13 protein-coding genes are annotated in these 19,769 nt (G+C 45.7%); all 13 read left to right on the forward strand.

Going from position 1 to position 19,769, the window contains the following annotated elements:
- Window positions 1–2: 2 nt before the first annotated feature.
- The 13 genes from BLR84_RS06210 (at window position 3) to BLR84_RS06270 (ending at window position 19,467) form a co-directional block, all read left to right on the forward strand.
- Complete coding sequence (locus BLR84_RS06210) at window positions 3–1,049, forward strand: HlyD family secretion protein (protein ID WP_090466067.1); 1,047 nt, start codon at window positions 3–5, stop codon at window positions 1,047–1,049.
- Window positions 1,046–2,650: an MFS transporter gene (locus BLR84_RS06215; protein ID WP_090466070.1), complete on the forward strand. Its 1,605-nt coding sequence runs from the start codon at window positions 1,046–1,048 to the stop codon at window positions 2,648–2,650. Before BLR84_RS06210 ends, BLR84_RS06215 begins: the two co-directional genes overlap by 4 nt.
- 60 nt (window positions 2,651–2,710) lie before the next feature.
- Window positions 2,711–3,823 carry an NAD(P)-dependent alcohol dehydrogenase gene (locus tag BLR84_RS06220; protein WP_090466073.1) on the forward strand — a complete coding sequence of 371 codons (1,113 nt, stop codon included), beginning with the start codon at window positions 2,711–2,713 and terminating at the stop codon, window positions 3,821–3,823.
- A gap of 104 nt (window positions 3,824–3,927) precedes the next feature.
- Window positions 3,928–4,485, forward strand: coding sequence for an NADPH-dependent FMN reductase (locus tag BLR84_RS06225; protein WP_090466077.1), 558 nt, complete (start codon window positions 3,928–3,930; stop codon window positions 4,483–4,485).
- 325 nt (window positions 4,486–4,810) lie between these two features.
- Window positions 4,811–5,383, forward strand: a complete 573-nt coding sequence (locus BLR84_RS06230) for an RNA polymerase sigma factor (protein ID WP_090466080.1) — start codon at window positions 4,811–4,813, stop codon at window positions 5,381–5,383.
- Between the two features lie 114 nt (window positions 5,384–5,497).
- Window positions 5,498–6,481 (forward strand): FecR family protein, encoded by a 984-nt coding sequence (locus tag BLR84_RS06235; protein WP_090466082.1) that lies wholly within the window; start codon window positions 5,498–5,500, stop codon window positions 6,479–6,481.
- 90 nt (window positions 6,482–6,571) lie between these two features.
- Window positions 6,572–9,970 (forward strand): SusC/RagA family TonB-linked outer membrane protein, encoded by a 3,399-nt coding sequence (locus BLR84_RS06240; RefSeq protein ID WP_090466084.1) that lies wholly within the window; start codon window positions 6,572–6,574, stop codon window positions 9,968–9,970.
- A 10-nt stretch (window positions 9,971–9,980) separates the two neighbouring features.
- Window positions 9,981–11,393 carry a RagB/SusD family nutrient uptake outer membrane protein gene (locus BLR84_RS06245; protein WP_143013842.1) on the forward strand — a complete coding sequence of 471 codons (1,413 nt, stop codon included), beginning with the start codon at window positions 9,981–9,983 and terminating at the stop codon, window positions 11,391–11,393.
- A 62-nt stretch (window positions 11,394–11,455) separates the two neighbouring features.
- Window positions 11,456–12,388 (forward strand): ABC transporter ATP-binding protein, encoded by a 933-nt coding sequence (locus BLR84_RS06250; protein WP_090467598.1) that lies wholly within the window; start codon window positions 11,456–11,458, stop codon window positions 12,386–12,388.
- A gap of 2 nt (window positions 12,389–12,390) precedes the next feature.
- On the forward strand, window positions 12,391–14,679 hold the full coding sequence (locus tag BLR84_RS06255; protein WP_090466089.1) for a Gldg family protein: 2,289 nt from the start codon (window positions 12,391–12,393) through the stop codon (window positions 14,677–14,679).
- Window positions 14,680–14,797: 118 nt separating this feature from the next.
- Window positions 14,798–17,599, forward strand: a complete 2,802-nt coding sequence (locus BLR84_RS06260; RefSeq protein ID WP_090466093.1) for a M16 family metallopeptidase — start codon at window positions 14,798–14,800, stop codon at window positions 17,597–17,599.
- A gap of 540 nt (window positions 17,600–18,139) precedes the next feature.
- The gene (locus tag BLR84_RS06265) at window positions 18,140–19,030 is read left to right on the forward strand and encodes an NmrA family NAD(P)-binding protein (protein ID WP_090466096.1); all 891 of its coding nucleotides are present in this window, start codon (window positions 18,140–18,142) and stop codon (window positions 19,028–19,030) included.
- Window positions 19,031–19,188: 158 nt separating this feature from the next.
- Window positions 19,189–19,467: a hypothetical protein gene (locus BLR84_RS06270; protein WP_090466099.1), complete on the forward strand. Its 279-nt coding sequence runs from the start codon at window positions 19,189–19,191 to the stop codon at window positions 19,465–19,467.
- Window positions 19,468–19,769 lie beyond the last annotated feature (302 nt).

Consider the following 19,769-nt stretch of genomic DNA (forward strand, 5'->3'; position numbering starts at 1 on the left):
ACATGAAAAAAGAAAATCAAAAGATTCACCCGGGAAATATCGTCATCACGATCATCGCTATCATGGTCGTCCTCGCCGGAGTATATTATTTTATTCAATACTGGGGTTTTAGCCGGCATTATGAGGAAACCAATGATGCTCAGGTGGAATCTTACATTAATCCGGTATCCGCACGCGCAGGCGGGTATATCGAACAGGTTAAGTTCGAGGAACATCAACTGGTTAAACGGGGTGACACACTGGTCATACTCGATGACAGGGAATACAAAGCGCAACTGGAATCCGCGGAAGCCGCCATTGAAGACGCACAGGCTCAACTTACAGTATTGACAGCCGGAATCCGTTCATCAGAATTGGGAACCGATGTTAATAAAGATCAGATCAAAGGCGCGGAGGCAAAGTACGTGCAGCAGCAGCAGGATATCAGGCGTTATAAAAACCTGGTTAAGGAAGAAGCTGCTACCGGGTCGGATCTGGAACAGGTACAGGCTCGTTATGATGTAGCTGCAAGTGATTACAGCGCCGCCCAAAACAGCCTTAAAACAAATCAGGCACGGGTTGCAGAAATGAAAACACATTTCGCCCTGCTTAAAGCGGATATCAAGCGGAAGCAGGCCGCATTGGATTTGGCCTGGCTCAATCTATCTTATACCATCATAAGAGCACCTTATTCCGGGAGATTGGGCCGGAAAAACATATTAGAAGGTCAGCAAATCCAGCCTGGTCAGCCGCTGGTCAGCATTATCAATGAAAATCAAAAGTGGATTACTGCAAATTATAAAGAAACGCAGGTAGAGGGTATGTATATAGGCCAGCCGGTAGACATCAGGGTCGATGCTATAAACGGGAAGGCATTTAAAGGCAGGATCGAAGCGATCGCAGGCTCGACCGGTTCCAGGTTCTCACTTTTACCTCCGGATAACTCTACCGGAAACTTTGTGAAGATCATACAGCGGGTGCCAGTAAAAATTGTATTTGAAGATAAAGATACAGATCAGTTTATTCCCGGAATGAACGTGACTGTAGCTGTAAAAAAGAAAGCATCATGAGCAAGCCTGTTTATTTTAGAAACTGGATAAATGACTGGCAATGGGGTGTGCGTATAGCACTGTTTCTCATCCTGTTGGTTTCGCTGATGCAGTTTGGTATGTTTTCACTGACACAAAACTACATGATCGCTTACCTGGGAGCGCAGCCTGAAGATATTTCATTTGCGCTGCTGCTGACCTATGCCGGTATTATCTCGATACTGCCTGTTCAGTTCCGGTTCCTGAAATATTTTGAAACAAGAAACTATTTGATCACTAATATCATAGTGGCTGTCTTCCTGAACTGCTTATGTGTGAACTGCCATGACATCAATGTTTTTTTCATCCTTCGGTTTTTACAGGGTATTTTAGTTGGCAATACGGCTGCCTGTGCGCTCATTCTGATCTTTACACGTTTAGAAAGCGAACGTGCCCAGGCGATTGGTTCGGCCGTATTTTATGGCACCATTCTCGCCAATACGGTTCTAATAGGTTTAGTTGCCGCAGCAGTTGTTGTTTCGGCAGACTGGAAAGTCACCTACTATTACCTGATGGGGTTCCAGATACTCACACTCATCATTTGTTTGCTGGTTTTGCGGGGAACATCAGGCCATAAAGCCTACCCTTTACACCAGATTGACTGGGCCGGGTTTATCCTGTTTTCCTGTACGGTTGCGGCTTTTGCCTATACCATGATCTACGGTTCGAAATATTATTGGTTTGCAGACCCGCGGATATTTTGGAGCACATCAATTACGGTGTGCGGTGCAGTGCTTTTTTTTTACAGGCAATCGATTATTAAAAGGCCATTGATCAATATCAAAGCATTTAAATACCCGAATTTTTTGATCGGGCTTTGCCTGCTGGCCATCTATTATGGAAGTAAAGACAGCATTAACCTGGTTTATAATTATGCGGGCGGGATTTTGAAATGGAGTACGCTCCAGGTAATTTGCCTCGGACTGTGTAATGTGGGCGCAATAGTGATTTCGCTGATTGTCTCTACACAGCTCACCTTAGCTAAACGGCATTCCACCAAAGGCTTCCTGGTAGCCGGTTTTTTGCTCATGGCCGGTTATAATCTTTGGATGTGTTTTATCATAACACCCGATCTGTCTTTTACCGACCTGCTATTTCCTGTCATGCTGCAAGGGGCAGCTTCGGGGTTTTTGTTTGTTCCTATTATCATTTTTACGGTCTCCTCTTTGCCTGCGGAGACAGGCACAACCGGTCTTGTGGTGGCCGCATACGCCCGGTTTACGGCATCTTCTAATTCAGTTGCCGGATATTACAACTTGCAGTTGTATTTCAACCAGCACTTCAAAGAGGGATTTTTGGGATACCTGACAGCAGACAACGTGATCACTGCCGACCGGCTAAAGGGCTACCAGGGAATATATGCTGCTAAAGGATTTACTGCGGATCAGGCAGCAGCCCTGGCTAATGCCGCGCTTGGTCAAAGTCTTGCACTGCAAACCCAGTTACTAACTAACCGTGCCGTATTTCTAAGCATTGCGTTATTGCTTTTCGGAGTGGCTATGCTCATACTGATGATACCGGCGATCAATAAAACCTTTTTACATTGGAATCGGCGCATGGTTGTGCCATCAGGTAACCTTTAGATTTTCAGAAAACTCAATGCAAATAAATTAATCAAATTATTCACTACTTAATCAAACATTATGGAAATCACAGCAGCTGTCGTTAAGGAACAAGGCAGCGAATTTGAATTGGCAAAAGTAATTTTAGATCAACCCAAATCCGACGAAGTATTGGTCAGGATCGTAGCAACAGGTATATGTCATACCGATATGGTTGCACGCGATTTCGTCATGGGATCTCCCAACTTTCCCGTGATCCTGGGCCACGAAGGATCGGGTGTTATTGAAAGTATCGGTGAGGACGTTCATCACCTGAACGTTGGCGATCACGTGGTACTGACCTATGGCTATTGCGGGGAATGTGAGATATGCCGGTCTGGTACACCAGCATATTGTTATGAATTTTTCCCGCGAAATTTTTCAGGTGCCCGAGTGGACGGTTCCCATAACCACCATTACCCTGATGGAAAAGTGATTAATGATAACTTCTTTTCTCAATCCTCCTTCGCAACTTATGCTATAGCCCATAAGAATAACGTTATTTCAGTACCAAAGGATGCACCGTTGGACATATTAGGTCCGTTAGGCTGTGGGATTCAAACAGGTGCGGGAGCCGTGATCAATTCACTGAAAGTTAAAATAGGCAGCACCATCGTCATCACAGGCACCGGGGCTGTCGGGTTAGCAGCATTAATGGCAGCGAAGGCATCTTCAGCGACAACGATCATCGCCGTTGATATCAACGAAGAACGATTGAACTTTTCAAAAGAATTGGGTGCAACCCATACCATCAATAGTTTAACTGAAGATGTGCAAAAACGCATTCGGGAAATATTGCCTAACGGTGTACAGTATGGCATCGATACGACCGGCAGAAACGAAGTAATTAATAATGTGTTATCCAGCCTGGCTCCGGTGGGCGAAATGGTTTGCATTGGCGTGGCGCGCAAACCACTGGAACTGGAAACCAACATCTTCCTGACTAAGGGTTATAAGATCAGGTGGATCAACCAGGGAGACAGCGTTCCGCAGGAGTTCATTCCTAAATTAATTCACATGTATCAGCTGGGTCAGTTTCCTTTTGACAAGCTGATCAAAAAATATGCTTTTCAGGATATTAATGAGGCTGTTGAAGATTCGGAAAAAGGGCGGACAATCAAATCTGTGCTGTTAATCGGCGAGTACAAACAATAGGCCGGCAATCTGTTAAGTACATATCCCCTATTGCGGATATGTGCTTATATATCACAGTTCATTAATATCTGACCCTTTTATAAATAATCAAAACAAGAGAAATCATGAACAAAACAATAGGTATCCTCGCAGGAAGTCTGCGCAAGGAGTCATTTTCAAAAAAAATAGGTAAAGCCATATTAGCTATGGTACCTGAAGGGTTTGAGTTTAAAGTAATTTCTTTGGATGATCTGCCGGTATATAATCAGGACTTCGATGACAACAATGAGGTTCCCAAAGCCATTTCGGTGTTCAGGGAGGTGATGAAAACAGTTGACGGTGTTATTTTTATTACGCCGGAATATAACAGGTCGGTCCCGGCCGTCCTGAAAAATGCATTAGACGCAGGCTCAAGGCCCTATGGTAAAAGTGTATGGAATGCAAAACCTGCTGCCGTTTTTAGCAGCTCACCGGGGAATTTGTCTGCTTTCGGCGCCAACCATCATTTAAGGCAAAGTCTCGTATTTCTTAATATGCCGGCTATGCAGCAGCCAGAAGTCTACCTTCAGAAAGTGAATGAGTTGTTTGATGAAAACGGTGTTTTGAAAGAAGGAACGACTAAAGAGTTTCTGCAAAAAGCTGTGAATGCGTATATCGTCTGGTTTAAAAGAAATGCTGAGTAGCAGTATAATAAGTTAAGACAATCATTATCGTTAATAAATGACTGTTTAGTCATTATAAAATAGAATAGTACGATCATTATAAGTCTAAAATAACATCATAAAGATTGCCGCATACCATTCTTACGGTTGGCGGCGTCTTATTTATTAACTGAAAGCAGTCATCAAAATCATTTTAACATCATCTTTTTCGTCGGTACTTTACGACATTCCCGCTCTGCGCTATCAAAAACGCTGCCTAAACAGTTATACTCTTCACGCAATATGTTATTAAAGGGCAGGATTAAATATTGTTTTTTATCTTAGAAGGTTTTCGGAAAACCCCCTGATGAAAAAAATAAGCGCCTCATCCGATGAAGAATTGATCGCCATGTTAAAAGATGGTGATTTCCCTGCATTTGGCGAATTGTACGACCGCTATTTAAACCCAATGCTGGCAAAAGCCTTTGACCGGCTAAAGAGTCAGGAGGACGCCGAAGAAGTAGTTCAGGAGCTTTTTATAAAAATATGGCGGCGAAGAGAACGGATAGAACTGCAGTTTTCGTTTAAGACCTATATTTTTGCCGCACTACGCTATGAAATACTCGATTTTTTAGCCAAACAATTACACCGGAAAAATCATCTTTCTATTGATGAAACAGATCATCTGCAGGTTTTAGTCCAGGGAGAAGGGTTTTATTCACTTGAAATGAAAGAACTTCAACAGCAAGTGAACGAAATGATCGACAATCTCCCGGAGAAATGTCAATTGATATTTAAAATGAGCCGGAATGAAGGTTTGAGTTCCCGGGAAATTGCCAATGAGCTCAATTTGTCGCACCGGACGGTGGAAACACAAATAAGCAAAGCTATTAAAACGCTCAGGCAGACTTTAAAAAACATAAACTCCCTAGTTTTGTAGCCTAAATTTTCCGTTTTTATAAAAAAGTAACAAAAAATTAACTTTTTTTTCATGTTGCGTACGTGTTGTTGCGAAAAATGCACGCTATAGTATTAGTAAATTGATACAATAGCTATGGATGTCCCTGAAAATATCAAATATCTGAGCCTTAAATGGAAAAAAGGCAGCTTAACAGAGTCTGAAAAAATTGAATTAAGGAACTGGTATGACGCCCCCCTACCCGAATTTCTGGAATTGGAAGGCACTGATGAACAGCGATTGAAAGCGCTGCTGTTTAAAAGGATCAGTAAAGAGTTGGGCAATGAAGAGAAAAAGACAGTAAGACAGCTTCCGGTATGGTTAAGAACAGCAGCGGCTATTATTTTGTTCTTTGGCATGTCATTCCTGGCCTATCAATATTTTAATAGAGCGGCCGCACCTGCTGTAAATCAACAGATCGTAAACACCGAAGGTGTACGAAGAATAATTTTACCCGATAGCAGTGTTGTATGGCTGAAGGGAAAAAGTAAGTTTACCTACCCGGCAACTTTTGGAAAAAACAACAGGGAGGTGTCACTTACCGGCGAGGCGCTTTTTGAAATCAGACACGACGCACGCTGGCCATTCGTTGTAAGGTCCGGAAGTTACTTAACTACCGTATTAGGAACCAGTTTTAACCTGAAAACAGGAACCGCCGACCGGGATTTTGACATTGCCGTTCTGACGGGAAAAGTTGGTGTCATAAGAAAGGTATCAGGACAGGATAGCAAGGTGGTTTTTGTATCCGCCAACCAAACATTTAAGGCCGAGCTGGGGAAGGTAGAAAGTATAGACAGCCGGGCGAAAAAAGAAAACTTTCAGTCCATAACGGCGGGAACGCAATATGATATGGCCTTTGAGAAAACGCCATTTGAGGAAATTATGCATCGTTTTGAACAAAAGTTTGATGTTCATTTTGAAGGGTATACCGGAGAGTATAAGTCTTGTAAAATAACAGCCGATCTTACTAATCAATCCCTGGAACAATCACTCAGGCTCCTTTGCGGGTCAATTAATGCCACCTATAAAATTCATGATAATAAAATTCAGTTAACAGGGGGAGGCTGTTTCGATGAATAGATAGTCTTTACTAAATTAAAACGGAGGTGCTTCCAACACCCCCGTCAATTGGTTCCTAATTTTTTTAATCTCAAAATTCAAACCTAACAAATGTATAAAAAAGATTTGATATGGCCTTTCTGTGCCTTATCCAAACGGCTCATTCACACACAACATTCGGGTAAAGCAGCAACCATTGCGTTGAATATTAAAAGGGCGCTTTTCCGTGGCCGCCCGGCACCGTTCTTTTTACTTGCTGTATTCATAGTGCTCTCCTGTCCCGCGGCTGCACAATCTTCCGCGGAAAAGATCATTACGATTGCTTTTAACAACGTTTCGCTCGAAAACGGCATCAAACTGCTCGAAAAGCAGAGCCATACCAAGTTCGTTTATAACGACAAGCTACTTGATAAAAAAATAATACTTAATCAGTCATTTACCGGTCAGCGCCTTTCAACGGTCCTTAACTGGATACGCGACAAGTATGGTATTAACTACGACATCATAGATGACCAGTTTATTGTACTGAAGAGCAGCCGGCCCTTGCCGCTTCCGACAGGGCCGGCTGCCGCCGGTACCCGGCAGCCATCGTTAACCGGATTTGTACAGTCAGGTGTGGTTAAAGACGAAAACGGCGAACCTATGCCGGGTGTTACCATTCATCTTAACAATGCAGCAAATGGTGCCCAGACCGATAGCCACGGGGTTTTCAATATTGGAATTCCAAATGACGAATCAATCCTGATTTTCACCTTTATCGGTTACAAAAAGGCCGAAAGAAAAGCAACCAGGAACCAGGAAATGATCTTCTTACTGGAACCGGACCCGGGCAGACTTGACGAAGTTCAGGTCATTGGATACGGCACTTCTACCAGGAGAACAAGTACGGGATCCCAGGTTGAAATTTCCGCGCAGGATCTGGCCAATACTCCGGCAACGAATCCGGCTTCAGCTATTCAGGGCAGAATGGCCGGCGTTTATGTTACACAGGCAAATGGTTTACCGGGAAGCCCGATGACATTTACAATCAGGGGGACAAATTCACTGGCAGGCAGCAATAATCCGCTTTTTATCGTTGACGGCGTTCCTTATCTTTCCGATGCGATATCTTCGATGGATGCCGCCAACGGATCTACCAGTCCGCTTAACAGCATCAATCCCGCCGATATTGAAAACATTACAGTTCTCAAAGATGCTGACGCCACGGCCATATATGGATCGAGAGGATCAAACGGCGTTGTGCTGATTACTACTAAAAAGGGCAAACAGGGTGATACACACCTGGACGGGCTGGTCAAACATGGCGTTTCAAATGTTAACCATTACGTTAAAACCCTTTCCACACCGGAATACCTGGCCATCCGGCGAAAAGCCTATGCAAACACCGGGATTAACCCGGCGACAGATGCCGCTTTTGATTTAACACGATGGGATCAAAATGCTTATACTGATTTCCAGAAACTCCTGATCGGCAACACGGCACATACAACAGATGCCAATATCGCACTAAGCGGAGGGGACGCGTTAACCAGTTTCCGTATAAGCGGGACGCATCACCTGGAAGGAAACGTTTTTATCGGGGACCAGGGCTATAAACGCAGCGCCCTTAATTTTAACCTTGGTCATAAATCCTTCGACCAAAAATTTGAAGTTAACTTTTCTGCTATTTACAGCGCCGACGAAAATAATATTTCAGTTCTGGATCAAACCTCTGCAGCTTATTACCTGCCGCCAAATTACCCGCTGTATAACCCCGACGGCAGTCTTTACTGGAGCGGCGTCGCCTTCGGCATTCCACGGAACCCGCTGGGACAGCTTAACCAGCAGCAATCCAACAAAGGCAGCAACCTGATCAGTAATATGACCCTTGCTTATCATATAACCAAGGGACTGACCTTCAAGACATCCCTCGGATTCAGCCGGTCAGATATGGATCAAAAACGATTATCGCCAAAATCATCAATGGATCCAGGCGTAAGTTATAATGTGTCGGGGAGCATGTTTGCCTACAACGTAAGCAATAATTACATCATTGAACCCCAGCTCACCTATTCCACCAGGATATCAAAGGGCGATTTAAGCGCTTTACTTGGCGGTACCTGGCAATACCAGAGCTCAAGGACACCTTATTACACTATTGCGACTGATTTCCCTTCTGACGATTTCCTGGAAAACCTGGCTTCCGCACAAAATGTGAGTACCAGCAGCGGTTCAAGTCAATATAAATATGCCTCTGTTTTCGGGCGTGTAAACTATAACTGGGAACAGAAATATATACTTAACCTGAATTTCAGAAGGGATGGCTCCTCCCGCTTTGGACCGGATTCCCGCTACGGAAATTTCGGATCAGCAGGCGCTGCGTGGGTATTTACTGAAGAGAAATTCGCAAAAGCCTTCCCTTTAATCAGCTTTGGGAAATTAAGGGCAAGCTATGGTGTTGTAGGTAGTGACCAGATCGGTGATTATCAATTTCTGGACTCCTATGTCTCCGTGCCGTACGTTTATAATGGTGCGACCGGCCTGGTGCCAACACGTATTGCAAACCCTACATACCGTTGGGAGCAGACCAGGAAACTGGAAGCTGCGGTCGACCTGTCATTTCTGAAAGATAAACTTTCTCTAACAGCCGCTTATTATAGAAACCGGACCGGAAACCAGCTGGTATCCTACCCGCTTAGTATTCAGTCAGGCTTTTCAAGCTACCAGGCCAATATGCCGGCAACTGTCGAGAACAAAGGCTGGGAGTTTACTTTATCTTCTCAGAATATTAAAAGCTCATCGTTCCGGTGGAACAGCGAATTTAACATCTCGTTCAACCGGAATAAATTATTGTCCTTCCCCAATATCCAAAATACGGCTTATTACTCGCGCTATGTTGTCGGAAAACCACTCAGCAGCGTTTACCTGTTTCAGTATACCGGCTTCAGCCCTCAAACAGGCCTGCCAACTTTTGCAGACCTGAACGGGAACGGCAGCATCAACTTTGGCTTTGCTGAAACCGGACGCGGGGACCGGTATTTCGCGGGATACACACAGCCTAATTACTACGGAGGGCTTTCCAACACGTTCATTTACAAGAACATCACACTGGACTTCCTATTCCAGTTTGTTAAACAAAAGGGCAGATCGGTTTTATCCCAGTCATTTTATCCGCCCGGGATGATGTATAACGGGGCTGCAAAGCCTGTTCTTCAATACATCAATGCGGGCTTGCCGGGCCAGCCGCAGATCACCAGTACCTATAACAATGCCTATAACGCTTATTCCAACTATGTTTCATCCGATGCAATACTTACAGATGCTTCCTTTGTCAGGCTGAAGAATATCAACGTCGCTTATGATTTTACAGGCGACTGGTTAAAACGGATGAAGCTGCAGAAGCTCAGACTGCAGGTACAGGGACAAAATCTGTTCACTGTTACCAATTACCTGGGGTTTGATCCGGAGTCTCAGGGTTTAAACGTCCCCCCGTTGAGGACTATCGTCGGTGTTATTCAATTTACCTTTTAATTTAACTGCCATGATTAATATATCAAAACTTATTAAGTCAGCCGGTTTAGCCTTTTTTATTTTCATTAGCACGGGCTGTCAAAAATTACTGGACATCAAACCTCCCAAGAATGAACTTCCCTCTGAAGTAATTTTCAACTCGGTAGAATCGGCAAGAGGAGCCTTGTCGGGGGCATATAGTCAACTATCAGGATCGCAAAGTTATAGTTTGAACTTAACGCTCGCCGATGCCCTGGCCGCCGATGAATTACACTCTCTTTCCGGTTCCGCCCGGTACGCCGCATTGGAAAACAATACCTACGAGCCCCAAAGCAGCAGCTACACGTCAGATATATGGACAGATTCATATACATCGATCTACAGTTTCAACAGCATTATCGAACGATTGACAAACAATACTGCTGTCGGCGAAACTGCCGCGAGGCAAATGCGTTCCGAAGCGCTGGCTATGCGCGCCTATTGTTACATGCAGCTCGTCAGTCATTTCGGTGATGTTCCGCTGGTGGTCAGCACCAACGTAAACGTAACAGCCCTGCTACCCAGGAGTTCAGTTGCTGCCGTTTATACACAGATCATACAGGATTTAACCGAGGCAAAAGCGGGTTTGAGCGAAGCGTATGTCTCCAATTCCGGCGTCAGCGGCCGTTCCCAGGTCAACCGGAGCGCCGCGACTGCCTTGCTGGCCCGGGCCTATCTGGCTACAGGCAACGCGCAAGGCGCCGTGAGTAATGCAACGGAAGTAATTAACCATACGGATATGTACGGATTATTGCCCGGAAACCAGCTTAACAACGTTTTTCTTGCAGGTTCCAGGGAGGCAATCTTCCAACTGGGTTCGGCGCTTAACGAAACCTCCGGTTACACCAATGAGGGACAGGAGTTTGTCAGCGGCATTTATACATTTGCCTTACCCTATACCTTAACTGATGCATTGTTAAATTCATTTGAACCAGGTGACCTGCGCCGATCCGCCTGGGTGCGTGACGTAACCCTGGATGGAGTGAACGCATCGGAATCATTTAAGTATGAGAACTCTGATAATGACGATGCTGTCGCATCCGGAAGAAACGAGGCCCCGACAGTAATCCGCCTGGCTGAAATGTATCTGCTGCGCGCAGAAGCGAACGCAGCACTTGGCAATGCCGCGCCAGCCTTAGCTGATATCAATATTATCCGTAACCGTGCCGGGCTTCCCGCGCTCACAACCGGTATAAATTTAAATTTAGCTATCGAACATGAACGAAGAATAGAGTTATTCTGCGAACGCGGCGACCGCTGGGTGAGCTTAAAAAGAACCGGGCGAATAAATGCGGTATTAGGGGCAGCCAAACCTACCTGGCAATCCTTTGCTCAATTATTTCCTATACCACAAACAGCTATTGATGCTAATCCGAACCTTACACAAAATCAAGGATACAGGTAGATGAACATGGTTTGGTATCCCGCGCCGCTTTGGCGCGGGACATCGGCCTCAAACTTAAATTAATGGACAATAATATAGTAAGACTGATCGGGCTGTCGCACCGGTACGGGACCTCATGGGCTATCCGCGACATTAGTTTTGAAATCAGTGAGCACGGTGTGCTGGGCTTATTAGGCTCTAACGGCGCAGGTAAATCAACCACGATGAACATCATGTGCGGTGTACTTAACCAAACTGAAGGCATTGTGGAGGTCGGTGGTTATACCATGCAGGATAACCCCATCGCGGCCAAAAAGCTAATCGGATTTCTGCCGCAAAATGCCCCTCTTTATATGGAGCTTACCGTAAAGGAATACCTTACCCAATGCGCTTATCTCAGGCTGATAGCCAAAAAAGATGTGCCGTATGCCGTCGACAAAGCGATGGCGAAGTGCGGCGTTTCGCATTTTAAGAACCGGCTGATCGCCAATTTGTCCGGCGGCTACAAACAGCGGGTGGGCATTGCGCAAGCCATTATTCATGAGCCGCGGCTCGTAGTACTGGATGAACCAACAAACGGGCTCGACCCCAACCAGATCACCGAGGTACGTAAGCTGATTAAAGCGGTAGGCGAAGAAAAAGCGGTTATTTTTTCATCCCATATTCTTTCAGAAATACAGGCTACCTGTAGCCATGTCAAGATGATCGAGAACGGCAGAATGGTTTTTTCTGACAGCATGGATGCTTTCAATAACCATATAGAACCGGACAGCCTGGTCATCACGCTTCAGAATCCCCCACCCTTCGAAATGCTGGAACAGCTTGATGAGGTAAAAAGTGTTGAGGTACTGAGCGATACAAGATTCCGGATTCATTTTTCGGGAGGACCGGAAATTTGTGAACACCTTATACGGCGGAGTATCGATCAGGATTGGAGGATGCGCGAGATCACACTGGAGAAAAGTTCCCTTGACCAAATCTTTGCCCAATTATCAAACAAAACACCTAAGAATTAAGCATGAAAAATATTTTAAGGATTGCCCGGATTGAACTGAGCCTTTTATTCTATTCGCCGGTAGCATGGATCGTATTACTGGTATTTATCATCCAGTCAGGCTGGGGATATATGTCCACCATAGAACGCCTGGAGCAGGCTCAGCAAATGGGAATGACCCTTAGCGGCCTGACCGATAATGTTTTTGCAGGTTTCAGGAGTTTGTTTCCCAAAATGCAGGAATATCTCTACTTGTATATCCCTCTGCTGACCATGGGCCTGATCAGCAGGGAAACGCATAGCGGATCCATTAAATTATTGTATTCTTCGCCCATCAGGGTATTCGACATTGTAGCCGGAAAGTACCTGGCGATGATCATTTACTGTTTTCTTCTGATGTGTATATTGCTGGGGCTGGGTGTGTTATCCATATTTACGATCAAGGACGTTGATTTTACCTTTATTCTTTCCGGTATTATCGGATTGTATCTCCTTATATGTGCCTATTCCGCAGTAGGCCTCTTTATGTCAAGCTTAACGAGCTACCAGGTGGTGGCGGCCATTAGTACACTCGTTGTACTGGCCATTTTAAATTTCATCGGCGGTCTGTGGCAGGATATTGAATTCGTCCGGGATATTACTTACTTCCTTTCTATTTCCGGGCGTGCGGAAGAATCTATCAACGGACTTTTAGGAAGTAACGATATCCTGTACTTCCTGATCGTAATTGCTATGTTTCTCGGCCTCACCTTTCTGAAGCTGCAATTTGAGCGCAGGACCATCTCTCTATCACTCAAAGTTGGAGGCTATGTTGGTTTAATTGCCTTTATGCTGCTGATCGGCTATATCGGCTCTTTACCTCAGTATATTTTTTATATAGATATGACGGCGGATCAAACCCGTACATTAACAAGACCAAGCAGGGAAGTGATTGCAAAGATCAATGAACCTGTTGTCATGACCACTTATGTAAACCTTTTGGATGAAAACTATTTTATGGGACTTCCCAGCTTTCAGAATAATGATAAGAGGTCCTTTGATAAATATTTCAGGTTTATGCCTTACATGCGGATGGATTATGTCTATTACTGGGATCATTCTGAAAACGAGCGGCTGTATAAGGAGAATCCCGGGTTAAATGATGAACAGCTGGCAAAAAAAATGGCAAAAATTAACGGGATGGATTTTGATAAGTTCCTGCGGCCGGAACAGATCAAAAAGATCGTTGATCTCAAGCCCGAGCGAAACAGGTTAGTACGGACGCTTTCATATAAAGGTAAGAAAGTGTTCCTCCGTATGTTTGATGATATTATGAAATATCCGTCGGAGAAAGAGACTTCCGCCGCATTGAAAAAACTGATAGCAAAATCGCCGAAAGTAGGTTTTGCGACAGGGCATCGCGAACGAAACATCACCAAAACCGGGGACAACGATTACGAAGTGTCCACCAATGAAATAACCTTTCGCTACTCTTTGCTGAATCAGGGTTTCGATATCCGGTCTGTTAGTCTTGATCAGCCAGGGCTTCGCAAGCAGGTGGATGTGCTGGTGATCGCTGACCCATTGACCGCCTATACGTCCGGGGAATTAACAAATCTTGCAGGCTATATCAATGAGGGCGGAAACCTGCTGATCGCCGGTGAACCAGGTAGTCAGGCCATCTTAAATCCTATTTTGAGTTTAGCAGGTGTTGAAATGGGTGATGGCATGCTCGTGCAAAAGAGCCAGAACTTTGAGCCTTCCTTTGTATTAAGCGGGCTGGCTACAAAAAACTGGCTGCAAATTGCAGGCAACGGTGAGTATTTAAATAAAGACAGTGCTTTTGTGACCACACCAACGGTTGCACCTGTAAGGTTATTGCCGAATTCACCTTTCCGAAACTTACCAATTCTGGTAACACAGGCCTCCAACACCTGGCTGATCCCGGATCTCAGGGTCGACAAAACAAAAGAATTGACAGATGCACGAAAAAATGAAGACAAAAAATCCTACCCGGTAGCGTTGGCGCTTCGCCGTGCGATACCACGCGGCGAACAGCGGATTTTCATTATCGGTGATGCCGATTTTATGAATAATGCCGAATCAAGGAGAAGAACTCCCCGGTCAATCAATTTTGCTTTCGTAACGGAATTGTTCAAGTGGTTCAGTGATGGCGAGTTTCCTATTGATACTACCCGCCCCGAGCCTCAGGATAACCGCATTCTCATGAATAGTGCCCGGTTAACCTGGATACGCTGGGCATGGATGGGCATTTTGCCTTCGCTGATAGCGCTGTCGGTATCTTGGATCTTAATTGCAAGAAAAAGGCGATAGCTTTTTTACAGAAAAGTTAACACTGTGTGCTGCTTTAAGTAACGACCCAAACAAAACAATCCGGACGGCAAGGTTAGTAAACCTGTTTCGAACTTTTAATAAATTATAACCAATCAATATGCAAATTCCCAAATTGTCCTTTTTCGCAGGGGTATTATTCCTGTCCGCGGCAGCAATAGCACAGGAAAAACCCCTGCCGCTTGATCCTGCTGTTCGTACAGGCAAACTTGCCAACGGCTTTAGCTATTACATCCGGCATAACGAAGAACCCAAAAAGCGGGTCGTTTTTTACCTCGCCAACAAAGTGGGTTCGGTACTGGAATCTGAAGACCAGCGCGGATTAGCGCACTTCATGGAACATATGAGTTTTAATGGCACTAAACACTTTCCAAAAAATGAACTTGTTAACTACTTACAAAAAAGCGGTGTACGGTTCGGAGCAGACCTGAACGCCTACACGAGTTTTGATGAAACCGTCTATCAGTTGCCGCTGCCAACGGACAATCCGGAACTCCTGCAAAAAGGTGTCGCCATCATGCGGGACTGGGCGCAGGAAGCCTCGCTGGATACTGTTGAGATCAATAAGGAACGCGGGGTGGTACTGGAGGAAAAACGCCTGGGCAAGGGCGCGCAGGAACGTATGCGCAGACAATACTGGCCGCTGATCCTGAATAATTCCCGGTACGCGGTACGGATCCCCATAGGTACTGATGAAGTGCTGAATAATTTTAAACCCGAAACCATCAGGAGATTCTATCATGACTGGTACCGTCCTGACCTGCAGGCGCTGATCGTAGTGGGTGACGTGGACGTGAACCAAATGGAGCAAACCATTAAAAGACAATTTAATGGCCTCAAAAACCCCCTGCATGAAAAAATACGCACGAAGTATAGCGTACCGCTAACCGGGAAGAATCAATTCATATCTGTAACGGATAAGGAAATGACAGCCACAGTAGCAGAAGTGCTGATCAAGCGGCCGACACTGCCTTTACGTACCGCTTCTGAATATCGTAAATCTATTATCCGCGAACTCTATAACCAGATGCTGAGTGAACGTTATGCGGAATTGGCCCGCCAGGCTAACCCTCCATTTGTACGCGGCAGTGCGGGGATCAGCAGTTTTATTGGCGGCCTGGATAATTTTGATGTTAGTGTTGTGGCAAGGCCCGGTGAACTGGAAAAAGGCTTTAAAGCGGTTTGGCGGGAAACTGAACGGATCAAACGATTTGGTTTTACCTCAACTGAACTCGACAGGGCGAAAAAAGGTTATCTGAACAATATGGAGTCTGCGCTTAACGAAAAGAACAAAACGAATTCAGAAAATTATGTTCAGGAATATCTCGCTTATTTTTTAAAAGGGACCGCAGCACCCGGGATCCAATATGAATATGAAATGGTCAAAAAGGGTCTGCCCGGCATCGCGCTCAACGAGGTCAACGCGTTGTCAGCTGAATACATTACCCAGGTTAACCGGGATATATTACTGATGGCTCCTGAAAAGGATAAAAGCAACCTGCCGAACGAAGATTTGGTTAATAGCTGGATAAAAGCCGTGGTTGATGAAAAACTGGAATCTTACAAAGATGAAGTAAGCACTGAGCCTTTAATAGCCGTGCAGCCCGTAAGTGGTAAGGTAACCAGCATCGTCAAGGACGATAAGTTGGGTACAACGCTGTTCGCACTCAGTAACGGTGTCAAAGTACTGCTCAAACCTACCACCTATAAAGACAACGAGGTGTTGTTTACTGCCTTTGCACCCGGCGGTACTTCCCTGTACACCGATTCAGATTACCAGAGTGCGGCTAATGCGGCCGGGATTATTCCTTCCTTTGGCGCGGGGAATTATAATCCCACTCAATTGGATAAATTTCTTTCGGGCAAACAGTTAGCAGTGAGGTCTTATATCAGCGAACGTATGCAGGGTGTCAGCGGAGCTGCGACACCTAAAGACCTCGAAACAGCATTACAGCTTTTGTACACTTATTATACAGAACCCAGAAAAGATTCATTGCTATTTCAGGGCATCATTGCCCGCTCGAAGGCCAGCCTGCAAAACCGGGCGAACGATCCGTCCAGCGTTTTCAAGGATACGGTCAGTGCTGTATTGGGAATGCACAGCATACGTCGTACAGGTCCGACTTTGGCTAAACTTGACCAGATCAGCTTAGACCGTTCTTTTGAGATTTATAAGGAGCGCTTTGGCGATGCATCCGGCCTTGTTTTTACTTTTGTGGGCAGTTTTGATGTAGAACTGCTTAAACCCCTGCTCGAGAAATATATTGGCAGCCTGCCGGCCAGCGGGCATTATACCCAGGCTAAAGACCTGGGCATCGATGTACCGTCGGGAAAGACCGAAAAAACAGTTTACAAAGGCAGCGAGCCCAAAGCCAGCGTACAGTTATACTGGTCGGGCAATTTCAAGTATAATACGGCTGAAAAAGTAACGATAGATGCACTAAGGGAATGCCTGGAGATTCGTTTACTGGAAAGGTTAAGGGAAGATGAAAGCGGGGTGTATTCTCCGGGTGCTTTTGCACAGACTTTTAAATATCCAAAGAACCGTTACCTGTTCGGGGTAGAATTTGGCTGCGGGCCGCAGAACGCAGAAAAGCTCATTGCTTCCACTCTTGATGAGATCAGTAAACTGAAGACACAAGGTCCAACGCAGATCAACGTGGACAAATGGCGGGCGGAAAGCATCCGAACCAGGGAGTCGGAAAGCCAAACTAATCGTTGGTGGCTCAGTTATCTCAATGGTCAGCAATCAAATAATGACGACCTGCATGCTTTGGATACTTACCGGTCGGATCTGCAAACGGTAACACCGGAACGCATCAAAGCGACCGCGAATACATACCTGGGTGGACAGAATTATATACAGCTGGTATTACTGCCCGAAAATCAAGCCAAACCATAATCTCAGGGAGATGCTAATCTGTTGGATCTCCATGTTGCCGTATCAGTGGCGTGTCGCACTGCTGAATTGTACGGTTGAACTGGGAAGACCATGATCTATCTCTAATCAAGATAATCAGAAATATTGCTCCATCGTTCTTACGTTTTTTTCATAACGTTATATGAAGATCAGTTAATAATAGTCGCACCTCCCGGAGCTGGAGGTGCTTTTTTGATTCAAATGATTGGCGCAGAGAGCGCGCAGACTGCATATTGAAAATTAAACAACATAGCTGTCAACGTGTCCAGGAGTAATCCGGCCCATGTCTGCACCTGATCTTTTGCTGTAAGATTACCGAATGTTCAGGGCAACTAACATTCAAGCTGAATGGTTCCCTGAAGCAGGTCATAAGCTTGTTCAAACCAGCAGGGTTCCCGGTATCATTCAACTCTTTCGGCGTGAGCTTCTCCTTCCATTTCGGTAAAATGAACTTTGGGCCTCAGATGCCTATAAACAAACGCGGCATTAATAACGACGATCTGCCACGCCACCTGACGGTTTATGAATTCAAAACGTAAAATTATTATCTGCGGAGCGACAGGCAACCAGGGCGGTGCCGTTGCCGCTGCCATGCTTGCAGATCGGCGGTGGAGCGTTACTGTCCTTACCAGGAACCCTGAGTCAGCCGCGGCGCTCAGGCTTGCGGCTGCCGGGGCTTCGGTGCGAAGGGCAGATACCCGCGATTTGTCCTCGCTTGTACAGGCATTCACAGGAGCCTTCGGCGTATTCGGCGTCACACAGCCGTGGTCCTCACAGAAGGGGAAATATGATATTGACAACGAAATCGTACAGGGCAAAAATATCATCTGGGCGTGTAAGGAGGCAAAAGTCAGCCATCTGGTTTTCAGTTCTTTTATCAGCTATGCTGATGGCCTTACAGGCGTAAGCTTTATCGACAGTAAGCTGCGACTGGAAAACATACTGATGAAAGAGCATATTCCTTACACGATACTCCGGACATCTCTCTATATGGAACATATTGATTGGCACAATGATTCAAAATATACCGGTGTGGTGTCAGGAAATTACGGAGCGAAATCGACCATACCTTATACCGCATTAACGGATATAGGCCGAAGTGCGGCTTTTATCTTTTCGGAGCCGGATAGGTTTATATACCGCACCATCCAGGTTACCGGGGATGTTCTTTCCGGTGAAATGATCGCTGAAATGTTAACTCAGCTTACATCCAGGCTGTACCGGTACAGCTCCAGGTCAAAATTATGGCTGCGGCTCTTCAGACCGGAAACATACCGGTTAAGAATATATCTGGAAAGGCAATGGCAATATCCATCCGCAGGATCAGACGGCGTGAAGATGAATAACGTGGAATTCCCGTTTAAAAACACAACTGTCGCGGAGTTCATTAAGCGAAAACTGTCCGGGCTGTAGGCGCTTCGTCCTTTCAACTGCTATGCTTTTTTATTTCTGCATCCCCGACAAAACGCCGCAAACTGCCGGGCGGGCTATACGCTGTATCTTCTCCCGAAGGATGCCGCTCCTATCCCTGATGCCGTCCAATGCCCTTTGTCAGGTCCTTACATTCCGCTATGCTGCATTCCGGGCCAGACCGGGCTTCGCTGCAAAAGCCTGCCTGCCGTATGCCCCGTCTTAAACCCGGATCAGACCGTACGCTGCGCTTAACCTGGCTGATCCATCCTGCTCATCCGGCAGGCAGGCATTTGCTTTTCCGACAGGCTTTAGAGTTTACTGACTATACTTACGAAGCGTGCCGGCCTTTTATCCGGTTCATCATTCCGCCCTGCTTCATGCTTTCACCAGATGCGGCCGGCGGAGCAAAAGCCTGCCTGCCGTATGCCCCGGCTTAGACCCGGATCAGACCGTACGCTTCCGCTCATCCGGCAGGCAGGCACTTGCTCCTGACCAGGCTTTTGGGTGTTGCTTTGATTATCCCGATCCGGCTTCCGGTCTTGTTTCAATCAAGTATCAGCGCTCCGTCTTGTTTTTTTTTGAACGGGTAAAAAGCACAGCCAAGTTCGTGTCCGTATGATTTGATGGGATGTCAAAAGACTACGACATAAACAGTTTACTCCCCAAAGGGTCCCCCCTATTTATTTCGTTTCCTTTTGCCTTTTCCGGCCACAACCAGCTGCTTTCTTTTTCCCCTTAT

Origin of the sequence: Mucilaginibacter sp. OK268, assembly GCF_900103125.1 — a bacterium.
Classification (GTDB): domain Bacteria; phylum Bacteroidota; class Bacteroidia; order Sphingobacteriales; family Sphingobacteriaceae; genus Mucilaginibacter.

Coding starts and splice junctions, on each gene's coding strand:
- BLR84_RS06270 (WP_090466099.1), top strand. CDS start 19,189: ATGCTGCATTCCGGGCCAGACCGGGCTTCGCTGCAAAAGCCTGCCTGC.
- BLR84_RS06220 (WP_090466073.1), top strand. CDS start 2,711: ATGGAAATCACAGCAGCTGTCGTTAAGGAACAAGGCAGCGAATTTGAA.
- BLR84_RS06225 (WP_090466077.1), top strand. CDS start 3,928: ATGAACAAAACAATAGGTATCCTCGCAGGAAGTCTGCGCAAGGAGTCA.
- BLR84_RS06240 (WP_090466084.1), top strand. CDS start 6,572: ATGTATAAAAAAGATTTGATATGGCCTTTCTGTGCCTTATCCAAACGG.
- BLR84_RS06265 (WP_090466096.1), top strand. CDS start 18,140: ATGAATTCAAAACGTAAAATTATTATCTGCGGAGCGACAGGCAACCAG.
- BLR84_RS06210 (WP_090466067.1), top strand. CDS start 3: ATGAAAAAAGAAAATCAAAAGATTCACCCGGGAAATATCGTCATCACG.
- BLR84_RS06230 (WP_090466080.1), top strand. CDS start 4,811: ATGAAAAAAATAAGCGCCTCATCCGATGAAGAATTGATCGCCATGTTA.
- BLR84_RS06245 (WP_143013842.1), top strand. CDS start 9,981: ATGATTAATATATCAAAACTTATTAAGTCAGCCGGTTTAGCCTTTTTT.
- BLR84_RS06235 (WP_090466082.1), top strand. CDS start 5,498: ATGGATGTCCCTGAAAATATCAAATATCTGAGCCTTAAATGGAAAAAA.
- BLR84_RS06250 (WP_090467598.1), top strand. CDS start 11,456: ATGGACAATAATATAGTAAGACTGATCGGGCTGTCGCACCGGTACGGG.
- BLR84_RS06260 (WP_090466093.1), top strand. CDS start 14,798: ATGCAAATTCCCAAATTGTCCTTTTTCGCAGGGGTATTATTCCTGTCC.
- BLR84_RS06215 (WP_090466070.1), top strand. CDS start 1,046: ATGAGCAAGCCTGTTTATTTTAGAAACTGGATAAATGACTGGCAATGG.
- BLR84_RS06255 (WP_090466089.1), top strand. CDS start 12,391: ATGAAAAATATTTTAAGGATTGCCCGGATTGAACTGAGCCTTTTATTC.